Origin of the sequence: Brachybacterium sp. ACRRE, from assembly GCF_022346485.1 — a bacterium.
Lineage (GTDB): Bacteria > Actinomycetota > Actinomycetes > Actinomycetales > Dermabacteraceae > Brachybacterium > Brachybacterium halotolerans.
On sequence record NZ_JAKRMO010000009.1, the window covers coordinates 46878 to 71783 of the forward strand.

The window sequence follows — 24906 nt, forward strand, 5'->3', positions numbered from 1 at the left end:
CGCGGCTGGTCCGAGCGCGGGGAGCATCCCCGCGGTTCAGGCACCGAAGCGCGCCCGGAGCACCGCCAGCAGGTGCGCGACGAAGCAGTCCGCGTCGACCTCGGTCATCACATCGACGTTCGGCTCCCTGTTCCAGCGGCCCAGCCAGTCGCCGACCGTCTGGCCCCGGGTCAGCGTGCCCTCGAGCTCGACGTCGACGGCGAGCGGAGTGGTCCGCGCGAGCTCCGGCACGAGGGCGTGCGCCGCGACCAGCGGATCGTGCACGTGCGCCATCCAGCCGAAGCCGTCGGCCTCATGGAACTCGAAGTACCAGCGCAGAGCCTCTGCGAGCGCCGTGATCACCGGGTGGTCGGAGATCGTCCGCAGGGCGTCGAGGGTCTCCTGCGTGAAGCGCACGGACTCGGTCGCGTCGAGGGGCGCGAGGACCGGTCTCCGCGGCGCCGAGGCGAAGGCTGCGAGCACGCGCTGGGCGGCCTCGGGGTCCACGGCGATGTTCCACTCGGTGGTGGGCAGGGTGTTGCCGCGGTGGTTGATCGCGCCGCCCATGATGTGCAGTCGCGAGAGCAGGCTCGGCAGCTCGGGTTCGATCTCCAGGGCGAGCGCGAGGTTCGTGTGCGGGCCGAGGACCAGGCCGACGAGCTCACCGGGATGCGCGCGAGCGGCGTCGACCCAGAGCTGCGCCCCGCTGCGGGCATCGACCGCGCGGGTCGTCGCGGGCAGCCGCGCGTGGCCCATGCCCGTGGGGCCGTGGGTGTCCTCGGCCGTCATCAGCTCCTGGGCGAGCGGGGCGTCGGCCCCACGCGCGATCGGGACGTCGAGCCCGAGCATGTCGGCGAGCGCGAGATTGTTGCCGAGCACGTGCTCCGTGGTCACGTTCCCCGCCGTCGAGACGATGCCCGCGAGCTCGACCTCCGGCCTGCTGGCCAGGTACGTCAGGGCGATGGCGTCGTCGATGCCGGTGTCGCAGTCGAGCAGGAGCGGGATGCGAGGGGAGGTCACGGGGTCATCGTACGGGCCGCATCCCGGGAGTCCTGTGGGGACCTGAACGGCGCGCACCCACGAAGTGATCGCAAGAAAGTGCTTGACGAAATGGAAAGTACTTGATGTGATGTACGCATCGGTGGTCGAGAGACCCCGAGCGATGACGCCGCAGCCCCGACCCAGGGCGCGGGAGGACCGAGACGAGAGGAACCAGCCATGAGCACCACGAACGACAGGAACCCGGACACCGTCCCGAGCGGCGCGTCGGGCGCGCCCGACGACCACCGGGCCCGTCGGCTCCTCGCCGAGGCCGAGGGTCGCTCCCGCACCCTTCCGGCCGCGATCCCGGCGGCCTTCATCACCTTCGGCATGCTGTGCGTGATCGGCGCCTTCGCCGTGATCGGGCTGCATCTGGCGGCGCTGGTGCCCGAGTCGGCCGACGTCGCCCCGAACCTGCTCGTGCTCGTGTTCTCCCTGGTCTGGGTGGGGGTCGCGATGGTCCCGCTGTGGATCTTCCGCGACCGCTGGCGCCGCGGGCTCGGCCGTCGCTGGATCGCGCTGATGGCGGTCTGGGGCGTGCTCTGGATCGCCGGGATGTTCCTCGCGACCACGACGCTCGCCTTCGTCATCGCCCCGCTGTTCTTCGTCCTGTTCGTCGTCGCCGTCACCGGTGAGGCGGCGGCCCTGAAGGCGCGGAGCCGTCAGGGAGCCGGGCGCGGGGAGGTGCGGGCGCGATGAGCGCGACCGCGAAGGACCACCCCCGCTTCCGCCTCGAGTCCGAGCTCGCGCACCCGGTGCGGTTCTCGATCGTCGCGGCGCTCGCCTCCGTCGAGTCCATCGCCTTCGGCGAGCTGCGCGACGAGCTGCAGGTCAGCGACTCGGTGCTCTCCAAGCAGATCGCCGAGCTCGAGGGTTCGGGATTCGTGAAGGCCGCGAAGGGATTCGTGGGCAAGCGCCCGCGCACCACCCTCTCGCTCACCAAGGACGGGCTGCGTCGCTGGCGCGATCACCTGGCGAACCTGCGGGCGATCGCGGGGTCGCCCGGGGAGTGAACCGGGGAGAGCCGGGGGAGTCAGGGAGAGACAGGAGGGCGCCGACGGATCGTGGGATCCGTCGGCGCCCTTCCTCGCTCGCGACCTCACGCAGGCGGTCGCGGCGGCACTCGTGCGCTCAGGCGACCAGCGACCCCAGCACCGAGGTGAAGAAGCGACGGCCGTCGGTCCCGGTGCGGGTGCCGCGGCCGGGCTCGTCGGGCCCGAAGCCGGGTTCGACGGCGTGCTCGGGATGCGGCATGAGGCCGACGACGTTCCCGCGCTCGTTGCGGACCCCGGCGATGCCGTGCCGCGAGCCGTTGGGGTTCTCCTCGAAGCCCTCGGGCCCGTGGGTGGCGCCGGCGACGTAGCGGAAGACCACGCGGCCCTCCTCCTCGAGCTGGGCGAGGGTGCGCTCATCGGCCACGTACTGGCCGTCCTGGTTCTTCAGGGGGATGCGGATGACCTCGCCCTCGGCGAACTCCGAGGTCCACGCGCTCGCCGTGCTCTCCACGCGCAGCGGCTGGTCGCGGCATATGAAGGCGCGGTGGGCGTTCTTGATCATCGAGCCGGGCAGCAGGTGCGTCTCGCAGAGGATCTGGAAGCCGTTGCAGATGCCGAGGACCGGCATGCCGCCGTTCGCGGCGTCGACCACGCGGTCCATGACCGGGGCGAAGCGGCTGATGGCGCCCGCGCGCAGGTAGTCGCCGTAGGAGAAGCCCCCGGGCAGGACCACCGCGTCGACGTCCCGCAGGGAGTCCTCGCCGTGCCAGAGCGCGACGGGCTCGCCGCCCACCTGCGCGATCGCGCGCAGCGCGTCGCGGTCGTCCAGGGTGCCCGGGAAGGTGACGACGCCGATGCGCATCAGGCCTGCTCCTCGACGGTCTCGACGGCGACGACGTCCTCGATGACGGGGTTCGACAGCAGCGTCTCGGCGGCTTCGCGGACCCGCGCGAGCGCGGCCTCGTCGGCCGGCCCCTCGAGCTCGAGCTCGAAGCGCTTGCCCTGTCGCACGGAGGCGATCCCCTCGAAGCCCAGCCGGGGGAGGGCGGCGGCGACCGCCTTGCCCTGCGGGTCCAGGATCTCGGGCTTCGGCATGACGTGGACCACGACGCGTGGCATGGGTTCTCCTGTCGGGGTGGCGGGCTCCGGCGGACCAGCGAGAGCGCGCACGTGCGCGCCCGCGCGGCGGTGTGCGAGCCTTCATCCTAGAGGCGCACGGGCCGCGGACGCGCATGGTGTCCGCGGGGCGTCCGCCAGAACGTCGAAGGAGCACATGATGAAGATCCGTCACCTGGGACATTCCTGCCTCGCGGTCGAGACCGGGGGCCTGCGGCTGCTCGTGGACCCCGGTTCGTTCAGCGATCCGGACGCGGTGCTGGCCGCGGGGCCGTACGACGCGGTCGCCATCACCCACCAGCACGCCGACCATGTCGCTCCCGCGCTGCTCGCGCGCGTGCTCGAGGCCTCGCCCGAGGCGCGCGTGCTGGCGGAGCCGCAGACCGCGGCGGGGCTGCGCGGGGAGCGGGAGCTGCCGGGAGGCGCGTTCGAGGGTGCGCTCGGTGCCGATCAGCTCGTCGAACTGCCCGCCGGGGCCGTGGAGACGGTCGGCGAGGTCGAGGTGGGGGCCGTCGGCGGAGAGCACGCGATCATCCACCCGGACATCCCCCGCGTCGGCAACTCGGGCCTCGTCATCTCCGCTCCGGGCGAGCCGCGGCTCGGCGTGACCGGTGATTCCCTCGAGGTGGTGCCGGAGTTCGCGGGCATCGACGTGCTCGCCTTCGCCGTGGTCGCCCCCTGGTCGAAGATGCAGGAGACCATCGATTTCCTGCGTGCGGTGCGTCCGGTGCTTGCGCTTCCGGTGCATGACAGCGTCGTCAGCCCGCAGGGGCGGACGATCTTCATCGCCCAGTCCACGAACCTCGCGCCCGAGGGCACCGAGGTCCGCGACTGGCCCGAGGGCGATCGGGTCGTGGAGGTCACCGCAGCGGGGTGACCGGTTCTCGGGGTGGGACTGGGACGGAGACTGGGACGCGGTGCGGGAGCAGGCCCTGTTCCTCTGTCGGCGTCGCGCCGTTCAGTCGGCGTCGCGTCGTTCACTCGGCGTCGCGCCGTCGGACCGCCGTGCTGGGCACCGGACCCGACTGCTGGGCGCTCAGGCCGACGAGCGGAGGCTTCCCAGGTCGTCGTCGGGCCGGCCGAGAGCGTCGAGCCGGTCGAGCTCATCGAGGATGTCGAGCTCGTCCCAGTCGTCATCGCAGCCGGAGAAGGCCGGGCCGAAGGCGTCCATCGCCGCCTGGTGCATGCGGTCCTCGTCGGAGGCGGAGCGCCCCGCGCAGGGATCGCGCGCGATGAGGCCCTCGACGGGCTCGAGCTCGGGCTCCTCGATGAGAAGGCGCAGGTGAGAGCGGCCTTTCCCGCGGGAATGGCCGTCGACCACGGCGCGATCGAACCAGGGCCGGGGATCCGCGTCCAGCGCGTGCGCCTGCACGGCGATCCGCGACATCGGAAGCCCGGTCTGGGCGCCGGGTGTCACGGTCGCCGTGGCGCCGAGGCGGGAGGTCCAGGTGACGCGGTGGCTGCCGTCCTCGGCGGGAACATGCTCGGCGCTGCCCAGCGTCTCCTTGGTCAGGTTGCAGTGCGCGCACAGCGCCTGTCCGTTGAGCGCGCTGGTCAGCCCGCCCTCGGCGTGGGGGCGGATGTGGTCCGCATGCCGGATCGAGGCGTCGCAGTACGGCCCGCCGCAGAGGATCTCGCGGATGCGCATGTAGCGAGCGAGACCCTGTGGGAAGGCGCGTGAGCGCGACTCCATCGCCACCAGCTCGCCGGTGGTGGGGTGCGTGTACAGCCGGCGCAGCTCGTCGGCCATCCCCTCCTCGGCCTCCAGCAGCTGGAGCGCGCGCCGGTATCGCTCGCCGGGGCTGAGCCCGGCGGCGTCGGTGCCGGAGCGGCCCGCGTCCGGATGCGAAGCGTCGGAGGGGGAGGGGCGGTCGTTCGACGGCTCTGTCGCCGACGACTCCGACCCCGGCGGGCCCTGGGCCCGCAGATCCTCCGCGGGCGCGGCGCCCCGCGCCGCGCGCAGGTGCGCCGTGATCGCGTCGACCTGCTGCGTGCGGCGCTGCGCGGGCGTCTCGAGGTCCGTGAGGTCCGCGATCGCGTCCGGCAGTGGGAGGTCCTCGTCGAGGGTCGGCTGCTCGGACTCGGCCTGCTGCGGATCGCCGAGCAGGGAATGATGCGCCCGCTCGCGTCGGGTATCGATGTCCTGGCCGAGCACGTGGTCGCGCACCTGGCCGGCGTCGATCACTCCGTAGCCCTCGATCATGGCGGGCTCGCCGTGCGCGGGGGAGAAGAGGGCGCGCTCGGAGATGACGACGCCGATCTGCAGCGTCACCGGATCCACGGTGCCGTGGCGGCCCAGGATCGTGTCGGAGAGCAGATCGGCCATGAGCTGGCCGTGCGTGCGGTCATCGCCGGCGGCGCGCATCTTCTCCGCCTCGAGCGAGAGCCGCCGACGGATCGCCTGGCAGTCGAGCCCCGAGAGATGCGCCGTCACGGTGCCCATCCCGTGCGCTCCGGCGCGCACGGTCACGGATCGCTCCTGCTCGGCGCGACGGCGGCGGCGCGGAGCGCCCCGCGGATCGAGGGTCTGTGCGAGCGCATCGACCTCCCGGGACCAGCGCGAGGTGCTCGCGCCCTCGAGGTCAGGCAGGTGCTGGTCCAGGACCTCGTCGACCTCGCAGCGGAGATCCGGCTGGACCGGACCGGCCGCACGGCCGATCGCGTAGGCGGACTCGGAGGTGATCGCACCGGTCGCGAGGGCCTCGAACATGCGCGGCATCTCCCGGACCAGGCGCTCCCCGGCGCGCAGGCGGCGGGAGGCCAGGGCGGGGGAGATGCGCGATGCCATCCGGACCTCGTCGGCGGTGCGGCGGCCCTGGTCGCGGGCGGGCGCGCCCTCGGCGATGTCCTGACCGCGCACGGCGGTGTCGAGTGCGGTCATGGTCCGCATCTCGAGCGCGGAGAGCGCCGAGTGCGCGCGGTCGATCACGGAGAGGATCTGCGAGAGCGCTGCGGCATCGAGGCCGGATCCGGTGCCCGTGAAGGACGCGTCGGTCGAGAGCGCGACCCGGCCGAGCGCGTCGGCGACGGCACCGAGGTCGAGGACCCGCTCGTGGGTGGAGGCGCCCGCGTCAGCGGTCTGCGGAAAGTCGGTCAAGGGGACCTCGGTCGAGGCGACGGGACGGGGATGCAGGAGCACCCGACCGTCGGCCGTGACCGAGGCCGAGGGGGCGGTGGTCATCCCGCTGCTCCTCGGCGCCCGCGCGGTCGCCGCGCTCCGGTCTTCCTCGTCCATGCACCCATGCTCCTCGGGGGCACCGACATACGAAGCGCCGAGGACGGGGATGCGAAATGTGAACTACGTCACATACCTGAAGTTGCTGGAGCGGCGTCAGGGGAGGGCGACCTGGGAACGGAACGACGTGGGAGTCGAGCGATTCGGGGCGTGCGGGACGAGGAGGTGAAGCGGGCGGCGGTCTGACTGGCGCGCCTCTCGCTCACCTCCCATTCCTCATCCCTCGGAGGCGAACTCCCGGCCGGTCAGGCGCTCGAACGCCTCGACGTAGCGGTCGCGGGTCTGCGCGACCACGTCGGCCGGCAGCTCCGGGGGCTCCTGGCCGGAGGTCCGGTCCCAGCCGGAGGCGTCGGAGGTCAGCCAGTCGCGCACGAACTGCTTGTCGAGGCTGGGCTGGGCGAGGCCCTCGCGGTAGGCGTCGGCCGACCAGAAGCGCGAGGAATCAGGGGTGAGCACCTCGTCGCCGAGCGTGAGCGTCCCGTCGGCCCGCGAGAAGCCGAACTCGAGCTTCGTGTCCGCGAGCAGGATCCCGCGCTCGGCCGCGATCTGCTGCGCGCGCACATAGACGGCGCGCGTGAGCTCGTCCAGCCGGTCCACGAGCTCGCCGCCCAGGCGCTCGCGCGCCTGGTCGACGGTGATGTTCTCGTCATGCTCCCCCTGCTCGGCCTTGGTCGACGGGGTGAACAGAGGGCGCGGCAGGCGCGAGGCCTCCACGAGGCCCGCAGGCAGCGCGTGGCCGCCCACGGCGCCGTCGCGCTCGTAGTCCGCGCGGCCCGAGCCCGTGAGGTAGCCGCGCACCACGCACTCGAGCGGGACCATGTCCAGCGCGCGGCAGCGCAGAGCGCGGCCGCGCACCTGCTCGGGGACGTCCTCGGCCGAGAGCACATGGTTCGGGACGATGTCCGCCAGCTGCTCGAACCAGAACAGCGAGATCCCTGTGAGCACGCGTCCCTTGTCGGGGATGCCGGGGGCGAGGGAGAAGTCGTACGCGCTGATGCGGTCGGTCGCGACCACGAGCACCTCGCGAGCCTCGGCGAGGTCCTCGCCCGCGGGCACGTAGAGCTCGCGGACCTTGCCGCTCACCACGTGGTCCCAGCCCGGCAGGACCGGGGCGGTGATCAGCGGCGCGGAGCGCGGGGCGTGGTCCGGGGCCGACGGGACCTCCGAGGCCGACGGGTTCATGCTCCCGCCGCCTCTGACCCGGCCGCCTCGTCCGCGGCGCCCTCAGACCTGCCCGCCTCGTCCGCGGCGGCCTGCTGCGCGATGTCGGTGCGGTGGTGCGAGCCGGGCAGGTCGATCCGGTCGATGCCCGCGTAGGCGATCGTCCTCGCGGCCTCGAGCGTCGGCCCGACGCCGACGACCGAGAGCACGCGCCCGCCGGAGCTCACCAGGTGGCCCTCGGGGTCGACGTCGGTGCCGGCGTGGATCACGACCGCGCCCTGCGCGGCCGCCTCGTCGAAGCCGGAGATGTGGTCACCGGTCCGGGGGCGACGGGGATAGCCGGGGGCCGCGAGGACCACGGTCACCGCGGCGTCGTCGGACCAGGTGGGCTCGGCGACGGCGCCCAGGTCGCCGCGCGCGGCCGCGAGCAGCAGCTCGCCGAAGGGGCTGGTGAGGCGCTCGAGGACGACCTGCGTCTCCGGGTCGCCGAAGCGCGCGTTGAACTCCACCACGCGCACGCCGCGAGCGGTCAGCGCGAGGCCGCAGTAGAGGATGCCGACGAAGGGCGTGCCGCGTCGGGCGAGCTCGTCGATCGTGGGCTGGGCGACGGTCGCGACGACCTCGCGGGCCAGGTCCGCATCAGCCCAGGGCAGGGGCGAGTAGGCGCCCATGCCGCCCGTGTTCGGACCCTCGTCGCCGTCGAGCGCGCGCTTGAAGTCCTGCGCGGGCGCGAGCGGCACCACGCGCGTTCCGTCGCTCACGCAGAAGAGGGAGACCTCGGGGCCGTCGAGGTACTCCTCGACGACGACGGATCCGCCGGCGCCGATGACGGCGCGGCCGTGCGCGATCGAGTGCTCGATGTCGTCGGTGACCACGACGCCCTTGCCCGCGGCGAGGCCGTCGGCCTTCACCACGAAGGGCACGTCGCGCAGCGGGTTCACCCGGTCCAGGCCCGCGAGCACCTCGTCGCCGGAGGAGACGGACACGGAGCGGGCCGTGGGCACGCCCGCGGCCTCCATGATCTCCTTCGCCCAGGTCTTCGACCCCTCGAGGCGGGCCGCCTGCGCGGACGGGCCGAAGACGGCGATGCCGTCCTCGCGCAGCACGTCCGCGAGGCCCGCCACCAGCGGCGCCTCGGGACCCACGACGACCAGGTCGACCTCGAGCTCGCGGGCGAGGGCCAGGAGGCCCTCGTGGTCGTCGAGCGCGACGTCGTGGCAGGTCGCGTGGTCGCCGATGCCGGGGTTCCCGGGAGCGGCGTGGAGGACCGGGGCAGGGGAGTCGCGGGAGAGGCGGCGCACGATGGCGTGCTCGCGGCCCCCGGAGCCGATGACGAGGATCTTCACGCGGCACACCCTACCGGCCGACCGGTGACCGGCCCGGGGCGGTGCCGGGGAGCGGGACGACTACGCTCGCTCCCATGCGTCTGCGCCTCGATCTCGCCTACGACGGCACCGACTTCCACGGCTGGGCCGCCCAGCCCGGGCAGCGCACCGTGCAGGGGGTGCTCGAGGAGGCGCTGCAGCGCGTGACGCGCACGGAGGTGCAGGTCACTGTCGCCGGGCGCACCGATGCAGGGGTCCACGCCCAGGGGCAGGTCACCCACCTCGACCTCCCGGACCGGGCGGTCGCGGCGCTTCCCGGGCGCAGCGACCGCGCTCCGGCCGACGCCCTCGTCGCGCGCCTGAGAGGAGTGCTGCCGGCGGACGTCGTCGTCCGCTCCGCGCGCGAGGTCCCCGAGGCCTTCGACGCGCGCTTCGGGGCGCTCGCCAGGGTGTACCGCTACCGCATCTCAGACGGGCCGCTCGTCCACGACCCGCTGCGGCGCGACGTGCTGCGCCATCGGCGCGCGCTCGACGTCGACGCCATGGGGGAGGCGAGCGCGGCCCTCCTCGGGGAGCATGACTTCCTGTCCTTCTGCCGCCCCCGCGAGGGCGCGACCACGATCCGCACCCTGCGCGAGCTCTCCTGGCAGCGACCCGGCGAGGGCCGGCGCGACCAGCACCTGGTGGTCGCGACCGTCCGGGCCGATGCCTTCTGCCACCACATGGTGCGCTCCCTGGTGGGCGCGATGCTCGCCGTCGGCGAGGGTCGACGGGGCACCGACTGGCCGCTCGAGATCCTCCGCGCCCGCACCCGCGAGGCGGCGACCCGCACGGCGCCCGGGGCCGCCCCGATGGCACCGCCGGAGGGGCTCACTCTCGAGAGCGTTGAGTACCCGGCCGACGGCGATCTCGCCGCGCAGGCGGAGGCGGCCCGACGGCTGCGCGGATGACGGCCCGGCGGCTGCGCGGGAGACGGCCCGGCGGCCGCGCGGGCGACAGCTCGGAGTGGAATCGACCACAGCGAGCGTTCTCGCAGGTCGGCAGGCACGCGCGGCATTGACCGGCCCTCATCCGCCCGGCTATCATGGCGAGTCGTCGTGCCCAGATGTGCACCCGAACCGCAGCCGAAGCTCACGCCGGCGCGAGCAGGGGTCCTCACACACATCGAGGGTCTCACCGTCAGCAGCGATCCGCGCTTCATCACCGCGGCCCGCGACCGACGGGGCGGGATCCAGGCGCGACGAGACGGCCATGCTTTAACCGAAGGAAGCGTGTCCACGGTCCAGATCGAATCGTGCCCCCGGGGGGCGTGCATCCGCGCGCCCCTGATCCATGCGGGGCACACACGACGAGAGAAGAAGGCACGAGTGCGTACGTTCACCCCGAAGCCCGACGATGTCGAGCGCTCCTGGTACGTCATCGACGCAACGGATGTCGTCCTCGGCCGGCTCGCTTCCCAGGCTGCTCAGCTCCTGCGGGGAAAGCACAAGCCGGTCTTCGCACCCCACGTGGATGCAGGCGACTTCGTCATCATCATCAACGCTGACAAGGTTGCCCTGACCGGCAACAAGCGCGAGGCCAAGCTGGCATACCGCCACTCCGGCTACCCGGGCGGCCTCCGCGCCATCCCCTACTCCGAGCTCCTCGAGACCTACCCCGAGCGCGCGGTCGAGAAGGCTGTCCGCGGGATGCTCCCGAAGAACAAGCTGGCGACCCAGCAGCTCAAGAAGCTCAAGGTCTACGCCGGCCCGGAGCACCCCCACAAGGCACAGCAGCCCACCGAATTCACCTTCGACCAGGTGGCGCAGTAAGCGGGCGCGCCCCGCGCTCGCCCTGCCGCACGGAACATACTGAGGAGAACCGTGACAGAGACCACCGAGACCGTCGAGACCCTCGACGAGACCCCGACCAACTTCACGACCGAGTCCACCGCTGAGGCGGCTGTCGGCACCGGCCAGTCGATCACCGCCCCCGGTGGCGGCACCGGTCGCCGCAAGCAGGCCGTCGCCCGCGTCCGCCTGGTGCCCGGCACCGGCACCTGGACCGTGAACGGCCGCAGCCTCGAGGAGTACTTCCCGAACAAGGTGCACCAGCAGGAGGTCAACGAGCCCTTCAAGGTGCTCGACCTCCAGGGCCGCTTCGACGTCGTCGCCCGCATCAACGGCGGCGGCGCCTCCGGCCAGGCCGGCGCCCTGCGCCTGGGCGTGGCCCGCGCGCTCAACGAGATCGACCGGGACAACAACCGTCCCGCGCTCAAGAAGGCCGGCTTCCTGAGCCGCGACGCCCGCGTCATCGAGCGCAAGAAGGCCGGTCTCAAGAAGGCCCGCAAGGCCCCGCAGTACTCGAAGCGCTGATCGACCCGATCACCGCGATCGACGCGGAGAGCCCCGGCCCTGCTGCCGGCTCCGCACCGAAGAACCCCGTCACCTGCTGGTGGCGGGGTTCTTCGCGTCGCGGGTGGGTGGGGGAACGCGGGGAGCGCCGCGCCGGCCCCTACTCGAGCAGTTCGCGGATGTCCTGCGCGGTGATCCCCGAGCGGAACGCCTTCCCGCCGTCGGTCAGGGAGTCGAAGAGGGCTGCCTTGCGCTGCTGCAGGGCGAGGACCTTCTCCTCGATCGTGTCCTCGGCGACCATCCGGAACACCATCACCTGGCGCTCCTGGCCGATGCGGTGGGCGCGATCGACGGCCTGGTTCTCCGCCGCCGGGTTCCACCACGGATCCAGCAGGAACACGTAGTCGGCCTCCGTGAGGGTCAGGCCGAAGCCGCCCGCCTTCAGCGAGATGAGGAAGACCGGCGCATCGCCCTCGCGGAACTCCCGCACGGCGGCGTCGCGATCGCGGGTCGAGCCGTCCAGGTAGCTGAAGTCGACCCCTCGCATCGTGAGCTCGTCGGCCACGTGCCGCAGGTGGGAGGTGAACTGGCTGAACAGCAGCACCCGGTGGCCGTCGCCCAGGACCTCCTCGAGGCGGTCGAAGAGCGCCTCGAGCTTCGAGCTCGGCACATCGCCGTGGGCCTCGGCATCGACGATCGACGGGTCCAGCGCCATCATCCGCAGCAGGGTCAGGGAGCGGAAGACGATGAAGCGATTGCGATCGAGGTCCGTGTCGATGAGGCCGAGCACCTTCTTGCGCTCTCGCTGGAGCACCGAGTCGTAGAGTGCCCTGTGCTCGGGGCCCAGCTCGACCTTCACGACCTGCTCCTGCTTCTCGGGGAGCTCGGAGGCGACCATCTCCTTGGTGCGCCGCAGCATGAACGGCCGCAGCCGGGAGCGCAGCACGTCCATCCGCTCGGGGTGCTCGCCGCTCTCGATGGGCAGGGTGAAGCGCTGGCGGAACCCGATCGCGGGGCCCAGCAGGCCGGGCGCGGCGATCTCGAGGATCGACCACAGGTCGTCCAGGGAGTTCTCCATCGGCGTGCCGGTGATCGCGAGGTGGAAGGAGGCGCGCACGTTCTTCGCCGCCTGGTGCGTGCGCGAACGGCGGTTCTTCACGAACTGCGCCTCGTCGAGCACGAGCCCCTGGAACTGCTCGCGCGCGAACTCGTCGTCATCGATGCGCAGCACGGTGTAGCTCGTGACCACGAGGTCCGCGCCGCGCACCGTCTCGGCGAGGTCCTCGCCGCGGGCGCGGGACGTGCGGTCGACGATCCGCACGTCGAGGTCGGGGGCGAAGCGCTCGGCCTCCGCCCGCCACACCGGGAGCACGGAGGACGGCGCGACGACGAGGAACGGCGGCGGCGTGTCGGAGACCGAGCCGTCGGCCCCGTCGACGACGACCGGAGCGCTCTCGCGCGCGTGGGCGATGAGGGCCAGGGTCTGCACGGTCTTGCCCAGGCCCATGTCGTCGGCCAGCACCCCTCCCAGCCCGTGACGGAAGAGGAAGGCGAGCCAGGAGAATCCGTCGCGCTGGTAGTCGCGCAGGTCCGCCGTGAGGGCGCGGGGGAGCGGGGGCGGGGTCAGGTCGCCCGCGTCCTGCAGGGCGCCGACGGTGCGCTCCCACTCCGCGCTCGCCTCGGCGGACTCCGCGATCTCCTCGAGGTCCTCCCACATGCCGACCTGGAAGCGGCTGATGGACTGCTGCTGCGGGTCCCACTCGGCGAGGGCCTCGCCCTCGGCGATGAGCTCGCGCAGGGCGTCGAAGGCGGGGTTGTCCAGGGAGAAGTACGTCTTGTCCGGGAGCATGATCCGGGTCCTGCCCTGCGCGAGCGCGACGAACAGGGTGGGGAAGGGGATCTGCCGGCCGTCGATGGTGATCTCGAAGCCCAGGTCGAACCAGTCGTGCTTGCCGGGGGACTGCTGCTGGGCGATGCGCACCTTCGGGGCGCCGTCGAGCTCGCGGTAGGCGTGGCGGGTGCCGACGATCTCGGTGCGCACGTGCGGAAGCTCGCCGAGCTCGTCGAGCACGTGCTCCGAGAAGCGGGCCGTGTCCGGGCCGCTCAGCTGCTCGGGGGCGTCGCCCCCGGCCGTCGGCCACAGGGACCGCACCCGGGCGAGCACCTCGTCCTCGTGGGCCACGTCGCGGCGCACGCCCTGGCGCTGGTCCATGGGCAGGGTGCGGGCCGGGTCGTGGTAGCGCCAGGTCCAGGTGAGCGAGAGGCGGTCGTCGGGGGCGTAGGCGGCGGCCAGGTGCAGGGTCGCGGGCTCGATCGCCGGCATCTCGACGCTGCCGTCGCTGCTGGTCACGCGCGTGACCGTGCGCAGGCGCGGGTAGGCGTCCTCGAGGAAGTCCTCGCGGTCCTCTCCAGGCACGACGAGCGGCTCGGGCCGCTGGAAGAGGCGCTGCAGGGCCGTCGGGATCGGGGAGCCGACGGGCGCGATGCGCGCCGAGAAGCCCGTGGCGCGCGGGCGCGAGCCGTCGTCCGTCGGCGCCGAGGGGTCGTCCAGGGCGATCACGCCCGCGGTGCCCAGCGGCCGGGCCTGCGCGACGTCCTGGCCCTCGAGGGTGATGCGGGGGAGGACCTGGAGGTCGCTGCCGCCCTCGGGGATGCGCAGGTCCACCTCGACCGCGCCGACGGACGCCAGCTCGATCGCGCGCAGGCCGTCGCCCGGCAGGAACTCGACGCCGGCGTCGCGGGCGTAGGCGAGGGACTGCCAGATCAGCGGGGAGCCGATGGAGTTCAGCCAGAGGTGCTCGATCGAACCGCTCGCGTACGAGCGCTCGGCCGTGGCGGAGGCGAACATGCGGGTCAGGGCCTCGGCGTGGCCCGTGTGGTAGGCGCGGCCGGCCATCCGGAACTCGAAGGTGCGCCAGGAGAGCCCGCCCTTGATCCAGGTGCCCTTGCGCCCCATCGTCATCGGCCGCAGGCCCAGCCAGAGGTCGCCGCCCTCGGCGAGCAGCGCGGGGGTCGCGGCCTCGCGGCGCAGGCGGGAGACCCCGGGACCCACCCGCGAGACCTCGAGGTCGAAGCGGATGGCGAGGGGCTGGGGGACCTCCTCGCTCGGGGACTCGGTGAGCAGGGGGCGCAGCACGCTGCGCCACTCGGCGGGCGTCTCGCGCCTCTCCTCGGCCGCGCCGAGGTCGTCGAGGTGGTAGAGCACCGCGGCGACGTGCTTGCAGTCCGCGCCGATCGGGCACGAGCAGCGGGAGCGGCGGGGGCGCCACAGCCCGCCCGGCTCGGCGGGCAGGAAGCGGCGGGAGACCGCGTCCTCCTCGTACTCGGCGAGGGTGACGACCGTGCGATAGGGGGAGCCCGCGCTGCCCTGGACGTCGGCCGAGACGGTCCCGCTGTCGGCGTCCCAGATGAGATCCTCGACGCGGCCCTCGCGGGCGTAGGCGAGACCGTGGCCCGCGGCCCGGCTCCCCACCTGGTGGGTGATCACCGTGGGCGGCACGTGGGGCAGCAGGTCCGCAGTGGGCATACCCTCCAGGCTACTGCCGCACGGGCTCCCGCGGCGCCCGTCCACAGCGAGCGACGCGCCACGTCGGGGGCGTCGCCCAGAGGACCGCGAGCCCATCGCGGTACCCTGCCCGAGCGGCGCCTCGCGCCGGCACCCGGCTTCCAGCATCCATTCCGAGGAGACCCCTGTGGCACGACTGTTCGGCACCGACGGGGTGCGCGGCACCGCGAACGTGGACATCACCGCGGAGCTCGCGGTCGACCTCTCGGTCGCCGCCGCCCACGTGCTCGCGACCTTCGGCGCCTTCGACGGCGCCCGCGCCCGGGCGATCGTGGCCCGCGACACCCGCCCGTCGGGCGACTTCCTGAGCGCGGCCGTCTGCGCGGGCCTCGCCTCCGCGGGCGTCGACGTCGAGGACGCCGGGATCCTCCCCACCCCCGGGCTCGCGCATCTCGTGAAGACCTCGGGCGCGGACCTCGGCGTGATGATCTCCGCCTCCCACAACCCCTCGGCCGACAACGGCATCAAGTTCTTCGCGCGCGGCGGCACCAAACTGCCCGACGAGGTCGAGGACGCGATCGAGGCCCGCCTCGGCGAGCAGTGGCAGCGGCCCCTGGACACCGAGGTCGGCACCATCCGCGACTACGGCGGCGCGGTCGAGCAGTACGTCGAGCACCTGGTCTCGACGCTCGACGGCCCGCTGACCGGACTCACCGTCGTCGCCGACTGCGCGAACGGCGCCGCCTCCGAGACCGCGCCCGCCGCCCTGCGCGGCGCCGGCGCGACCGTGCACGTGATCGGCGATCGCAGCGACGGCAAGCAGATCAACGAGGACTGCGGCTCGACGCACCTCGAGAAGCTGCAGGCGGCCGTCGTCGAGCACGGGGCGGATGTCGGCGTGGCCTTCGACGGCGACGCCGATCGCTGCCTCGCGGTCGACGCCGCGGGGCGGGAGATCGACGGCGACCAGATCATGGCGATCCTCGCCCTGGACCTCAAGGAGCGCGGGCAGCTGCACGACGACGTCCTCGTCGTCACCGTGATGAGCAACCTGGGCCTGAAGATCGCCATGAAGGAGCACGGGATCACCCTCGGGCAGACCTCCGTGGGGGACCGCTACGTGCTCGAGGAGATGAACCTGGGCGGCTACTCGCTGGGCGGGGAGCAGTCCGGGCACGTGATCATGGCCGCGCACGCCACCACCGGCGACGGCGAGCTGACCGCCCTGCACCTGCTGCAGCGCATCGCCACGACCGGCCGCAGCGCGCGCGAGCTGGCCGACGTCATGACCCGTCTCCCGCAGGCGCTCATCAACGTCAAGGGGGTCGACAAGGCCCGTGCCTCGATCGACCGGGGCGTGCTCGACGCGGTCGCTGCGGCCGAGGCCGAGCTCGGCGAGAGCGGCCGGGTGCTGCTGCGTCCCTCGGGCACCGAGCCCGTGGTGCGCGTGATGGTCGAGGCCCCGAGCGACGAGGTCGCGACCACGGCCGCCGAGAAGCTCGCGGCGGTCGTGCGCGAGCGCCTCTCACTGAGGGCCTGAATGCTCTGAGGGCCCGAGGGAGGGGGCCGTCGGGTTGTCCCGTCGGCCCCCTCTCCGTCCTCCCGCGGCTCTCAGACCCTGCGCAGCAGGACGCTGCGCACGCGGTGCTCGGCGTCCTTGCGCAGCACGAGGTCCGCCCGGCCGCGCGTGGGGGCGACGTTCTCCACGAGGTTCGGACCGTTGACGTCGTCCCAGATCTGCTCCGCGGTCGCGCGCGCCTCCTGGTCGGTCAGGCGCGAGTAGCGGTGGAAGTAGGAGCGCGGATCGGAGAAGGCGGTCTGCCGCAGACGCAGGAAGCGCTCGATGTACCAGCGGCGGATGTCCTCGGTGCGCGCGTCGACGTAGACGGAGAAGTCGAAGTAGTCGGAGACCGCGACGCCCAGGCGGCCGTCGCTGCGCGGCCGCGGAGGCTGCAGCACGTTGAGGCCTTCGATGATGAGCACGTCGGGACGCTCCACGACCACCTTCTGATCGGGCACGATGTCGTAGACGAGGTGGGAGTAGACGGGCGCCTCGACGCGCTCGGTGCCCGCCTTGACCTCCGCGACGAAGCGCAGCAGTGCCTTGCGGTCGTAGCTCTCGGGGAAGCCCTTGCGATGCAGGATGCCGCGGGCCTCGAGCTCCGCCGTCGGCAGCAGGAACCCGTCGGTCGTCACCAGCTGCACGTTCGGGGTGTCGGGCCGGCGCGCCATGAGCTCGCGCAGCAGGCGACCGGTCGTGGACTTGCCGACCGCGACGGAGCCCGCCACGCCGATCACGTAGGGCGTGCGCTGCAGGCCCTGGTGGAGGAAGCCGCTGCGCGCCCGTCGCAGCTCCTGCGCGGAGCCGACCTGGATGTTGAGCAGGTGCGTGATGGGGCGGTAGACCGCGTCGATCTCCGCGAGGTCCAGCTTGTCGCCCAGCCCCCGCAGCTTCTCGGCGTCCTCGGCGGTCAGGGGGAGGGGCGTCTGGTCCGACAACCGGGCCCAGTCCTCGCGGCGGATCTCGTCGAAGGGGGTGAACGATCCGTGGACCGCATGGGATCTCATGGTCAGCCATTGTTCCATCGGCCGCGGGGCCCGCGGGCGCGAATGGCCGGGTCGCGGAGGCGAACGGTGGGGCACGGGGACCCGACGGACGCGGACGAGCGGCACCGCATGACCGTTCCGCTCAGGACCGCGCAGGGGTCGGTGCGCGAATCTGACAGGTCGTGAGCACTCCCCGTCAGGGCCGTGCACGGGCCCCGGCGAAGGTGAGCGAGGCCTCCCTCGGACCCGCGCCGCAGGGGGCGCCGAGGGGTCCGCGCCCGCTAGCGTCGGGGCCATGTGTGGAATCGTCGGCTACGTGGGCTCCGCCCCCGCCTCCCCCTCTCCCCGTCCCCTCGAGGTCGCCCTCCAGGGCCTCGCGCGCCTCGAGTACCGCGGCTACGACTCCGCGGGCATCGCGGTGATCGACGACGGCTCGGTCCGTGTCGCCAAGCGCGCCGGGAAGCTGCAGAACCTGCGCGACGCGCTCGCGGGCGAGGAGGACACCACCTCCCCGGTCGCGATCGGCCACACCCGCTGGGCCACGCACGGCGCCCCCACCGACGGCAACGCCCACCCCCACCTGGGCGGGAAGCACGACGAGCTCGCCCTCGTGCACAACGGCATCATCGAGAACTTCGCGGCCCTGCGCGCCGAGCTCGAGGCCGAGGGCTTCGCGTTCCGCTCCGAGACCGACTCCGAGGTCGCGGCGCACCTGGTCGCCCGCGAGATGCAGGGCACCGGTGACCTCACCGACGCGATGCGCGCGGCCGTCGCCCGCCTCGAGGGCGCCTTCACGCTCCTCGCGGTGCATCGCGACGCCCCCGACCGCGTGGTCGCCGCCCGCCGCAACTCCCCGCTCGTCGTCGGCCTCGGAGAGGGCGAGAACTTCCTGGGCTCCGACGTCGCCGCCTTCGTGGACTCCACCCGCGAGGCCCTCGAGATCGGCCAGGACCAGATCGTCACCGTCACCGCGGACGAGGTCGTCGTCACCACCTTCGAGGGCGAGCTCGTGCCCGAGCCCAAGCGCTTCACCATCGAGTGGGACGTGACCGCGGCGCAGAAGGGCGGCCACGACTCCTTCATGGCCAAGGAGATCCACGAGCAGGCCACCGCCGTCGCCGACACCCTGCGCGGACGCATCGAGTCCGGGAAGCTCCACCTCGACGAGATGAGCATCGACCCCTCGGTGCTGCGCAGCGTCGACAAGATCATCGTCGTCGCCTGCGGCACTGCCGCGAACGCCGGCAACGTCGCCAAGTACGCGATCGAGCACTGGTGCCGCATCCCCACCGAGGTCGAGCTCGCCCACGAGTTCCGCTACCGCGATCCGATCGTCACCGAGAAGACCCTCGTGGTCGCGATCTCCCAGTCCGGCGAGACCATGGACACCCTGATGGCCATGCGCCACGCGCAGGAGCAGGGGGCCAAGGTCGTGGCCATCTGCAACACGCACGGCTCGACCATCCCGCGCGAGGCCGACGCCGCGCTCTACCTGCACGTCGGCCCCGAGATCGCTGTCGCCTCCACCAAGGCGTACCTGGGGCAGATCACGGCCTGCTACCTGCTGGGCCTCTACCTCGCGCAGGTGCGCGGGAACCTCTACCCCGACGAGATCGCCGCGCTCATGGAGGACCTCGACCAGCTGCCCGCGCAGGTGCAGCGCGTCCTCGACGACGCCGAGCAGGTGGGCGACCTCGCCCGCGCCATGGCCGACGTCTCCAGCGTGCTGTTCCTGGGCCGGCACGTCGGCTACCCGACCGCCCTCGAGGGCGCGCTCAAGCTCAAGGAGATCGCCTACATCCACGCCGAGGGCTTCGCCGCCGGCGAGCTCAAGCACGGGCCGATCGCCCTCGTGGAGGAGGGGCAGCCGGTCTTCGTGATCGTGCCCTCGCCGCGCGGCCGCGACTCCCTGCACTCGAAGGTCGTCTCGAACATCCAGGAGGTGCGCGCCCGCGGGGCCCGCACCCTCGTGATCGCCGAGGACGGCGACGACGACGTGCTCCCGTACTCCGACGTGGTGCTGCGCGTGCCCGCGACCCGGACCCTGTTCGCGCCCCTGCTCACGGTGATCCCGCTGCAGATCTTCGCGTGCGAGCTCGCCGCCGCCAAGGGCCTGGACGTCGACCAGCCGAGGAACCTCGCGAAGTCCGTCACCGTCGAGTGAGGCGCGGGGCCGGGCTCCCGCTCTGCTGCTGCACTGCTCCCGCACTGCGCCCGCACGGCGCCCGCTCCGCTCCCGCGCACGTTTCGATGTGATACTGCCGGGGTGACCCCCGCACAGCTCCCGCCGTCCTCGCGCGCCTTCGCGCCGCGCGAGGACGGCGTCGTCGTCGGCGTGGGCGTCGATGTCGTGGGCATCGCCCGCCTCGACGCCCTCGCCGCTCGCACGCCCGCCCTGCTCGATCGTCTGCTCGCGCCGTCCGAGCGCGGGCTCTCGCCCGCCTCGCGTGCGGCCCGCGTCGCCGCGAAGGAGGCGGTGGGCAAGGCGCTCGGCGCCCCCGGCGACTACTCGTGGCAGGACGTGACCGTCGAGCGCACCGCGGCCGGCCGGCCCTACCTGGTCCTCACCGGGGCGACCCTCGCCGCCGCCGAGCGCCAGGGCGTCGCCCACCTGCACCTCTCCCTCTCCCACGACGCCGATGTCGCGACCGCCGTGGTCGTCGCCGAGCGCGGCACCGCACCCCGGACGGTGCCCGCATGATCCGCGCGTTCACCGCCGATCAGGTGCGCGCCGCCGAGGCGCCGCTGCTCGGGGCGGGGGAGCCGCTCATGCAGCGCGCGGCGTTCGCGCTCGCGCAGCGGGCTCTCGTGCATCTGCGCGGGGGTCGCGAGGGCAGTGCGGGACAGAGGGACGCGGGGCCGACGGGGGCCCGGACCGCCGCCGGCGCGCGCGTGCTCGTGCTGGCCGGGGCGGGGGACAACGGCGGCGACGGCCTGTTCGCCGCCGCCCTGCTGCGTCGCCGCGGGGTCGCCGCCGACGCGCTCGCCGTCCTCGGACGCCACCACGAGGACGGGGCCGTGGCGCTGCGCGCGAGCGGCGGGCGTGTCTTCACGCGCCTCGACGAGCTCCCCGCGCGGGGCCCGATCTCCCTCGTACTCGATGCGATCACCGGCATCGGAGGGCGTCCCGAGCTCTCGCCCGCGCTGCGCGAGCTGCTGGATGCGGTGCGCGACTTCCATGCTCCCGTTCTCGCGGTCGACGTGCCGAGCGGCATCGACGCGACGACCGGCGCCGCCGATCCCGGTGCGCTCGCGGCCCGCGAGACCGTCACCTTCGGGGCCGTGAAGACGGGTCTGCTGCTGCCCGGCGGCGCCGACCTCGCCGGGACCGTGCACCTCGTGGACATCGGCCTGGGCCCGCACCTGCCCGAGCGCCCCGCCCTCGAGCGCCTGGAGACGGCCGACGCCGCGGCGCTCTGGCCCACGCCGGGCCGCGGGGACGACAAGTACTCGCGCGGCGTCGTCGAGATCGCCGCCGGCTCGGAGACCTATCCCGGTGCCGCGGTGCTCTCGGTCAGCGGCGCCGCCCGGGCGGGAGCGGGCATGGTGCGCCTGGACGCCCCGCGCAGCGTGCTCGACCTCGTGCTCGCCCGTCGGCCCGAGGTCGTCGGGGGCGAGGGGAAGCACCAGGCCCGCGTGGTCGGCTCCGGCGTTCCCGAGGACGATCCGCGCCTCGCGCGCGCCCTCGAGGACCTGCGCACCGGGCACCGGCCCCACGAGCGGACGCGACTGCCCGGCGTCGTCGACGCGGGGGCCCTCGGCGCCGTGGGCACGGGCGACGGGGACCGCGGGGGAGACGGGAATGGGGACGGCGCGCTCAACGGGTTCCACCCCGGCGTCGTGCTCACCCCGCACGCCGGGGAGGCCGCGCGGCTCGCGCGGGCGCTGGGCACCGACCCCGAGCAACCCGCGCCGGATCTCGCCCGCGCGCTCGCCGAGGCCACCGGGGCGACCGTCCTGCTCAAGGGAGCTGTGACGATCATCGCCCCGTCGGATCCTTCGGAGCCCCTGCTGAGCCAGGACGACGCGACCTCGCAGCTCGCCACCGCGGGCGCTGGCGACGTGCTCGGCGGAGTGCTCGGATCCCTGCTCGCGGCGGGTCTGCCCGGACCGCACGCCGCCGCGCTCGCGGCCCTCGTGCACGGCCGCGCGGCCCGTGACGCGGCCCTCGGAGGAGCGGCGCCGATCGCCGCCCTGGACGTCGCCGAGCACCTCCCGCGCGCCGTCGCGACTATCCTTGCCGGGGCCGACCGGAGACCGCCGGCCGACGAGGCAGGAGGAGCATGAGCATCCCGATCCCCGCAGAGGATCCTCGGCACGTGCCCAACAGGGCCGTCGTGGACACCTCGGCGATCACGCACAACACGCGTGTGATCGCCGATTCGCTGCGCGAGCACACCGCGCTGATGGCCGTGGTCAAGGCCGACGGCTACGGGCACGGCATGCTCAGCGCCGCCCGAGCGGCCGTCGCCGGGGGAGCGACCTGGCTGGGCGTCGCCCATCCGGCCTCCGCCCTGGCGCTCTCCCGCGCCGGCATCGAGGTGCCGATCTTCAGTTGGCTGTACGAGCCGCGCACCGCCGCCGAGATCCTCCCCGCCGTCGTCGCCGAGGGCGTCGAGATCTCCGTGGGCAGCCTCGCGATGCTCAAGATGGTCGCCGACGCCGCCCGTCAGGCCGACCGCCGCGCCCGCGTCCACGTGAAGATCGACACCGGCATGGGACGCAACGGCGCCCTGCCCGCGAAGCTCGCCGCCATCGGCTCCGCCGCCAGGGAGGACGAGTTCATCCGCCTCAGCGGGGCATGGACGCATCTCTCCGCGGCCGACGACCCCGAGGACCCGATGACCGACCAGCAGGTCGAGATCTTCGACTCCGCCTGCGAGGCCCTCGAAGAGGAAGCGGGCCCGATCCCGCTCCAGCACCTCGCGAACACCGCCGCGACCCTCACCCGGCGCGACCTGCACCGCGACATCGTGCGACCGGGCATCGGCCTCTACGGCTACCCGCCCGTCGCGACCGATCTGGATCTGCGCCCGGCGCTCACGCTCACCAGCCGGCTCGCCCTCGTCAAGGACGTGCCCGCGGGCCAGACCGTCGGCTACGGCCACAGCTTCACCACCCCCGCGCCCACCCGCCTGGGCCTGGTGCCGATCGGCTACGCCGACGGGCTGCCGCGCGCCGCCTCCGGCGGTGTCAGCGTGCTCGTGCGCTCCGACGACGGCGACCACCGCGCCCAGCAGGTCGGGCGGATCAGCATGGACCAGATCGTGGTGGACCTGGGATCGGAGTCCCGGGCCCGCGCGGGCGACGAGGTCGTGCTGTTCGGAGCCGCCCAGGCGCTCGCGCCCCTGGACGACGACGCGTCCGAGGTCGCCGTGACCCCGCAGTTCGTCGCCTCCGCGCAGACTGAGGGAGAGCCGGAGCCGGAGCAGGAGCCCGCGCAGCAGCCGGATGCCGCGGCGGGCACGGGCGGTCCGACGGAGTCCCGGGACGGCGCGGAGCCGGAGACGGCCGAGTCCACCGGGTCGACCGAGGAGACCGAGCCCGCGGAGGCGAGCGACGAGGCCCCGTCGGCCCCCGCCCTCGCGGACCTCGATGCCGCGGAGCCCACTCTCCCCGATGACCATCCCGGTGTCCCGACCGCCGACGACTGGGCGACAGCCGCGGGCACCATCCCCTACGAGATCCTCACCTCGGTCTCCAACCGCGTGCCGCGGGAGCAGCGCTGATGAGCGGCGCCGTGGCCGGACCGGGCGCCGCGTCGCTCACCTTCACCACGACCGGCGCCGCGAGCACCCGCGATCTCGCGCGACGGCTCGCCCGACGCCTCGGTGCGGGCGACCTGCTCGTGCTCGACGGACCGCTCGGCGCGGGGAAGACCACCTTCACCCAGGGCCTCGGCGAGGGACTGGGGGTGCGCGGCCCCGTCGCGTCCCCGACCTTCGTGATCTCCCGGGTCCATCCGAGCGAGGCGGGCGGGCCGGCCCTCGTGCACGTCGACGCCTACCGGCTCGGCGGCGGCGCGGACATCGACGACCTCGACCTCGACTCCGATTTCTCGGACGCGGTCATGGTCGTCGAGTGGGGACGCGACGTCGTCGAGCAGCTGAGCGACTCGCACCTGCTCGTCGAGCTCTCCCGCGCGACCGGCGCGGAGGACGCGCAGCCGGCGCAGCCGCTCCAGCAGGCGCAACAGGCACAGCCGGCGCAGCCGGAGCAGGACATCGCCGCCGGCGACGGCGAGGAGTTCGACGAGCCCCGTGCGCTCACCCTCACCTTCGTCGGGCCGCGCTGGGACGACGCGCGGATCCGCGCGGTCCGCGAGGCCCTCGGGGGCGCGGCATCCACCACGACCACGGAAGGGCGCGAGGCATGATGTGGCTCGGGATCGACACCTCGGGAGCCGTCGGCGTGGCCGTCGGGGACCGGGACAGCGGGCGCGTGCTGGCCGTGGGCCAGGACGACCGTGCGCGGCACCACGACGAGGTGCTCATGGCCCTCATCGACGACACCCTCCGCCGGGCGGGCGGTGGACGCGCCGATCTCGAGGCCGTCGTCGCCGGACGCGGCCCGGGCCCCTTCACGGGCCTGCGCGTGGGTCTCGTGACCGCGCGCGAGATCGCGTTCGTCCTGGACATCCCGCTGCACGGCCTGTGCTCCCTCGACGCGCTCGCCCTGCAGGCCGCCGAGAAGGCCCCCGAGGCCCGCAGCCTCGCGATCGCGCTCGACGCTCGGCGCCGCGAGGTCTACTGGGCGCGCTACGAGCGGACCGACGGGCAGTCGCCGGCGGCACCCGGATCGCGCATCGAGCGGGTCGAGGGTCCCTCCGTCTCGGCCCCGGCGGACGTCGCCGAGGAGCTCATGGCCTGCGACGTCGTCGCGGGCTCCGGCGCCCTCCTGCACAGCGAGATCCTGCATCCGAACTCCGCGCTCGCCCACGTCGACGCGGGCTCCCTGCTGCGCGAGGCGTGGCGCCGGCTCGACGCGGGGGAGGACCTGTCCTCGACCGAGCCCCTCTACCTGCGCGAGCCCGACGCGAAGAAGCCGTCGGCGCGCAAGAGCGCCCTGGGGCGGCGGTGACCGAGCCCGCGCCCGGACCCGCCGCCGAGCGATCGTCCGCACCGGAGCCCGAGGACTTCCCCGAGCAGACGCGGCTGCCCGAGGGGATGCGCCTGCGCATCGCCACCCTCGAGGACGCCCTGCCGATCGCCGAGCTCGAGCTGCGGCTGTTCCCCGAGGACGCCTGGACATTCGACATGGTGCGCGAGGAGATCGCGCACCCCTCCCGCCGCTTCGTCGTCGTCGAGCGGGGGAGCGGGCCCCCGAGCGGCGGATCCGCCGACGAGCCCGACGCCCCCGGCGAGATCGTCGGGTACGCGGGCGTCATGCTCCTCGGCGACTCGGCCGACCTCCACACGATCGGCACCACCCTGCCCGGCCGCGGCATCGGTCGTGCCCTGCTCGACTGGTCGCTGCGCGCGACCCGCGAGGGAGGCGCGCGCGCCCTCGTGCTCGAGGTGCGCGAGGACAACGCGCGCGCTCGCTCCGTCTACGAGGCCGCGGGCTTCCAGGACATCGGCCGACGGCCCGGCTACTACCCGGGACCCCACGGCCCGGTCGACGCCCGCGTGATGATCCGCGAGCTCGCGGGGGACTGACCGGAGGGCCC

Annotated in this window: 22 protein-coding genes; 14 read left to right on the plus strand and 8 right to left on the minus strand. The window is 73.5% G+C overall.

All coding sequences use genetic code 11. The features are described from left to right. Window positions 1–36 precede the first annotated feature (36 nt). Window positions 37–999: a nucleoside hydrolase gene (locus MHY49_RS04360; RefSeq protein WP_239202873.1), complete on the minus strand. Its 963-nt coding sequence runs from the start codon at window positions 997–999 to the stop codon at window positions 37–39. A 198-nt stretch (window positions 1000–1197) separates the two neighbouring features. On the opposite strand from MHY49_RS04360, the gene MHY49_RS04365 reads away from it, so the two are divergent. Next, the gene (locus MHY49_RS04365; protein WP_239202874.1) at window positions 1198–1719 is read left to right on the plus strand and encodes a hypothetical protein; all 522 of its coding nucleotides are present in this window, start codon (window positions 1198–1200) and stop codon (window positions 1717–1719) included. Further along, window positions 1716–2033, plus strand: a complete 318-nt coding sequence (locus MHY49_RS04370) for a transcriptional regulator (protein ID WP_200501845.1) — start codon at window positions 1716–1718, stop codon at window positions 2031–2033. The genes MHY49_RS04365 and MHY49_RS04370 overlap by 4 nt, the downstream gene beginning before the upstream one ends. 118 nt (window positions 2034–2151) lie before the next feature. Here MHY49_RS04370 and purQ read toward each other — a convergent pair whose 3' ends face one another. Both purQ and purS read right to left on the minus strand, forming a co-directional pair. After that, window positions 2152–2877, minus strand: coding sequence for a phosphoribosylformylglycinamidine synthase subunit PurQ (gene purQ / locus MHY49_RS04375; protein ID WP_239202875.1), 726 nt, complete (start codon window positions 2875–2877; stop codon window positions 2152–2154). Continuing rightward, complete coding sequence (gene purS, locus MHY49_RS04380) at window positions 2877–3134, minus strand: phosphoribosylformylglycinamidine synthase subunit PurS (protein WP_152351815.1); 258 nt, start codon at window positions 3132–3134, stop codon at window positions 2877–2879. The genes purQ and purS overlap by 1 nt, the downstream gene beginning before the upstream one ends. 154 nt (window positions 3135–3288) lie before the next feature. Between purS and MHY49_RS04385 the strand changes: the two genes are divergently transcribed. Then, a complete protein-coding gene (locus tag MHY49_RS04385) occupies window positions 3289–4008 on the plus strand; it encodes an MBL fold metallo-hydrolase (protein ID WP_239202876.1) in 720 nt (239 codons plus the stop codon). A gap of 159 nt (window positions 4009–4167) precedes the next feature. Here the strand turns inward: MHY49_RS04385 and MHY49_RS04390 are convergent, their stop codons facing one another. From MHY49_RS04390 to purD, 3 genes are all read right to left on the minus strand, one after another. Next, on the minus strand, window positions 4168–6312 hold the full coding sequence (locus MHY49_RS04390; RefSeq protein WP_239202877.1) for an HNH endonuclease signature motif containing protein: 2145 nt from the start codon (window positions 6310–6312) through the stop codon (window positions 4168–4170). Between the two features lie 270 nt (window positions 6313–6582). Further along, a complete protein-coding gene (locus MHY49_RS04395) occupies window positions 6583–7548 on the minus strand; it encodes a phosphoribosylaminoimidazolesuccinocarboxamide synthase (RefSeq protein ID WP_239202878.1) in 966 nt (321 codons plus the stop codon). Further along, entirely contained in the window at window positions 7545–8873 is a 1329-nt protein-coding gene (purD, locus tag MHY49_RS04400) for a phosphoribosylamine--glycine ligase (protein ID WP_239202879.1), read from the minus strand. Before purD ends, MHY49_RS04395 begins: the two co-directional genes overlap by 4 nt. A 74-nt stretch (window positions 8874–8947) precedes the next feature. On the opposite strand from purD, the gene truA reads away from it, so the two are divergent. From truA to rpsI, 3 genes are all read left to right on the plus strand, one after another. Further along, on the plus strand, window positions 8948–9802 hold the full coding sequence (gene truA / locus MHY49_RS04405) for a tRNA pseudouridine(38-40) synthase TruA (RefSeq protein WP_239202880.1): 855 nt from the start codon (window positions 8948–8950) through the stop codon (window positions 9800–9802). A gap of 417 nt (window positions 9803–10219) precedes the next feature. Continuing rightward, window positions 10220–10663, plus strand: a complete 444-nt coding sequence (rplM, locus tag MHY49_RS04410; RefSeq protein ID WP_200501839.1) for a 50S ribosomal protein L13 — start codon at window positions 10220–10222, stop codon at window positions 10661–10663. A gap of 51 nt (window positions 10664–10714) precedes the next feature. Further along, the gene (gene rpsI / locus MHY49_RS04415; RefSeq protein ID WP_152351821.1) at window positions 10715–11206 is read left to right on the plus strand and encodes a 30S ribosomal protein S9; all 492 of its coding nucleotides are present in this window, start codon (window positions 10715–10717) and stop codon (window positions 11204–11206) included. Between the two features lie 139 nt (window positions 11207–11345). On the opposite strand, the gene MHY49_RS04420 is transcribed toward rpsI, so the two are convergent. Continuing rightward, window positions 11346–14711 carry a DEAD/DEAH box helicase gene (locus tag MHY49_RS04420; protein ID WP_239202881.1) on the minus strand — a complete coding sequence of 1122 codons (3366 nt, stop codon included), beginning with the start codon at window positions 14709–14711 and terminating at the stop codon, window positions 11346–11348. Window positions 14712–14877: 166 nt separating this feature from the next. On the opposite strand from MHY49_RS04420, the gene glmM reads away from it, so the two are divergent. Beyond that, window positions 14878–16230: a phosphoglucosamine mutase gene (gene glmM, locus MHY49_RS04425; RefSeq protein WP_239202882.1), complete on the plus strand. Its 1353-nt coding sequence runs from the start codon at window positions 14878–14880 to the stop codon at window positions 16228–16230. Window positions 16231–16301: 71 nt separating this feature from the next. On the opposite strand, the gene coaA is transcribed toward glmM, so the two are convergent. Further along, a complete protein-coding gene (gene coaA / locus MHY49_RS04430) occupies window positions 16302–17258 on the minus strand; it encodes a type I pantothenate kinase (RefSeq protein WP_239202883.1) in 957 nt (318 codons plus the stop codon). Window positions 17259–17532: 274 nt separating this feature from the next. On the opposite strand from coaA, the gene glmS reads away from it, so the two are divergent. From glmS to MHY49_RS04465, 7 genes are all read left to right on the plus strand, one after another. After that, entirely contained in the window at window positions 17533–19401 is a 1869-nt protein-coding gene (gene glmS, locus MHY49_RS04435) for a glutamine--fructose-6-phosphate transaminase (isomerizing) (protein ID WP_239202884.1), read from the plus strand. Between the two features lie 102 nt (window positions 19402–19503). Further along, on the plus strand, window positions 19504–19938 hold the full coding sequence (locus MHY49_RS04440; protein WP_200501834.1) for a holo-ACP synthase: 435 nt from the start codon (window positions 19504–19506) through the stop codon (window positions 19936–19938). Then, complete coding sequence (locus MHY49_RS04445) at window positions 19935–21524, plus strand: NAD(P)H-hydrate epimerase (RefSeq protein ID WP_239202885.1); 1590 nt, start codon at window positions 19935–19937, stop codon at window positions 21522–21524. Before MHY49_RS04440 ends, MHY49_RS04445 begins: the two co-directional genes overlap by 4 nt. Then, window positions 21521–22966 carry an alanine racemase gene (alr, locus tag MHY49_RS04450; RefSeq protein ID WP_239202886.1) on the plus strand — a complete coding sequence of 482 codons (1446 nt, stop codon included), beginning with the start codon at window positions 21521–21523 and terminating at the stop codon, window positions 22964–22966. Before MHY49_RS04445 ends, alr begins: the two co-directional genes overlap by 4 nt. Beyond that, window positions 22966–23613: a tRNA (adenosine(37)-N6)-threonylcarbamoyltransferase complex ATPase subunit type 1 TsaE gene (gene tsaE / locus MHY49_RS04455; protein ID WP_239202887.1), complete on the plus strand. Its 648-nt coding sequence runs from the start codon at window positions 22966–22968 to the stop codon at window positions 23611–23613. Before alr ends, tsaE begins: the two co-directional genes overlap by 1 nt. Further along, the gene (tsaB, locus tag MHY49_RS04460; protein ID WP_370645977.1) at window positions 23610–24317 is read left to right on the plus strand and encodes a tRNA (adenosine(37)-N6)-threonylcarbamoyltransferase complex dimerization subunit type 1 TsaB; all 708 of its coding nucleotides are present in this window, start codon (window positions 23610–23612) and stop codon (window positions 24315–24317) included. Before tsaE ends, tsaB begins: the two co-directional genes overlap by 4 nt. Next, entirely contained in the window at window positions 24314–24895 is a 582-nt protein-coding gene (locus MHY49_RS04465; RefSeq protein WP_239202888.1) for a GNAT family N-acetyltransferase, read from the plus strand. The genes tsaB and MHY49_RS04465 overlap by 4 nt, the downstream gene beginning before the upstream one ends. Window positions 24896–24906: the final 11 nt, after the last annotated feature.

What these genes read in the sequence shown, in the direction of transcription:
- coaA (WP_239202883.1), bottom strand. Translation starts at nt 17,258, where the DNA reads ATGAGATCCCATGCGGTCCACGGATCGTTCACCCCCTTCGACGAGATC.
- glmS (WP_239202884.1), top strand. Translation starts at nt 17,533, where the DNA reads ATGTGTGGAATCGTCGGCTACGTGGGCTCCGCCCCCGCCTCCCCCTCT.
- MHY49_RS04365 (WP_239202874.1), top strand. Translation starts at nt 1,198, where the DNA reads ATGAGCACCACGAACGACAGGAACCCGGACACCGTCCCGAGCGGCGCG.
- tsaB (WP_370645977.1), top strand. Translation starts at nt 23,610, where the DNA reads ATGATGTGGCTCGGGATCGACACCTCGGGAGCCGTCGGCGTGGCCGTC.
- purS (WP_152351815.1), bottom strand. Translation starts at nt 3,134, where the DNA reads ATGCCACGCGTCGTGGTCCACGTCATGCCGAAGCCCGAGATCCTGGAC.
- alr (WP_239202886.1), top strand. Translation starts at nt 21,521, where the DNA reads ATGAGCATCCCGATCCCCGCAGAGGATCCTCGGCACGTGCCCAACAGG.
- MHY49_RS04390 (WP_239202877.1), bottom strand. Translation starts at nt 6,312, where the DNA reads ATGACCACCGCCCCCTCGGCCTCGGTCACGGCCGACGGTCGGGTGCTC.
- purQ (WP_239202875.1), bottom strand. Translation starts at nt 2,877, where the DNA reads ATGCGCATCGGCGTCGTCACCTTCCCGGGCACCCTGGACGACCGCGAC.
- MHY49_RS04385 (WP_239202876.1), top strand. Translation starts at nt 3,289, where the DNA reads ATGATGAAGATCCGTCACCTGGGACATTCCTGCCTCGCGGTCGAGACC.
- MHY49_RS04420 (WP_239202881.1), bottom strand. Translation starts at nt 14,711, where the DNA reads ATGCCCACTGCGGACCTGCTGCCCCACGTGCCGCCCACGGTGATCACC.
- MHY49_RS04445 (WP_239202885.1), top strand. Translation starts at nt 19,935, where the DNA reads ATGATCCGCGCGTTCACCGCCGATCAGGTGCGCGCCGCCGAGGCGCCG.
- truA (WP_239202880.1), top strand. Translation starts at nt 8,948, where the DNA reads ATGCGTCTGCGCCTCGATCTCGCCTACGACGGCACCGACTTCCACGGC.
- tsaE (WP_239202887.1), top strand. Translation starts at nt 22,966, where the DNA reads ATGAGCGGCGCCGTGGCCGGACCGGGCGCCGCGTCGCTCACCTTCACC.
- MHY49_RS04395 (WP_239202878.1), bottom strand. Translation starts at nt 7,548, where the DNA reads ATGAACCCGTCGGCCTCGGAGGTCCCGTCGGCCCCGGACCACGCCCCG.
- MHY49_RS04370 (WP_200501845.1), top strand. Translation starts at nt 1,716, where the DNA reads ATGAGCGCGACCGCGAAGGACCACCCCCGCTTCCGCCTCGAGTCCGAG.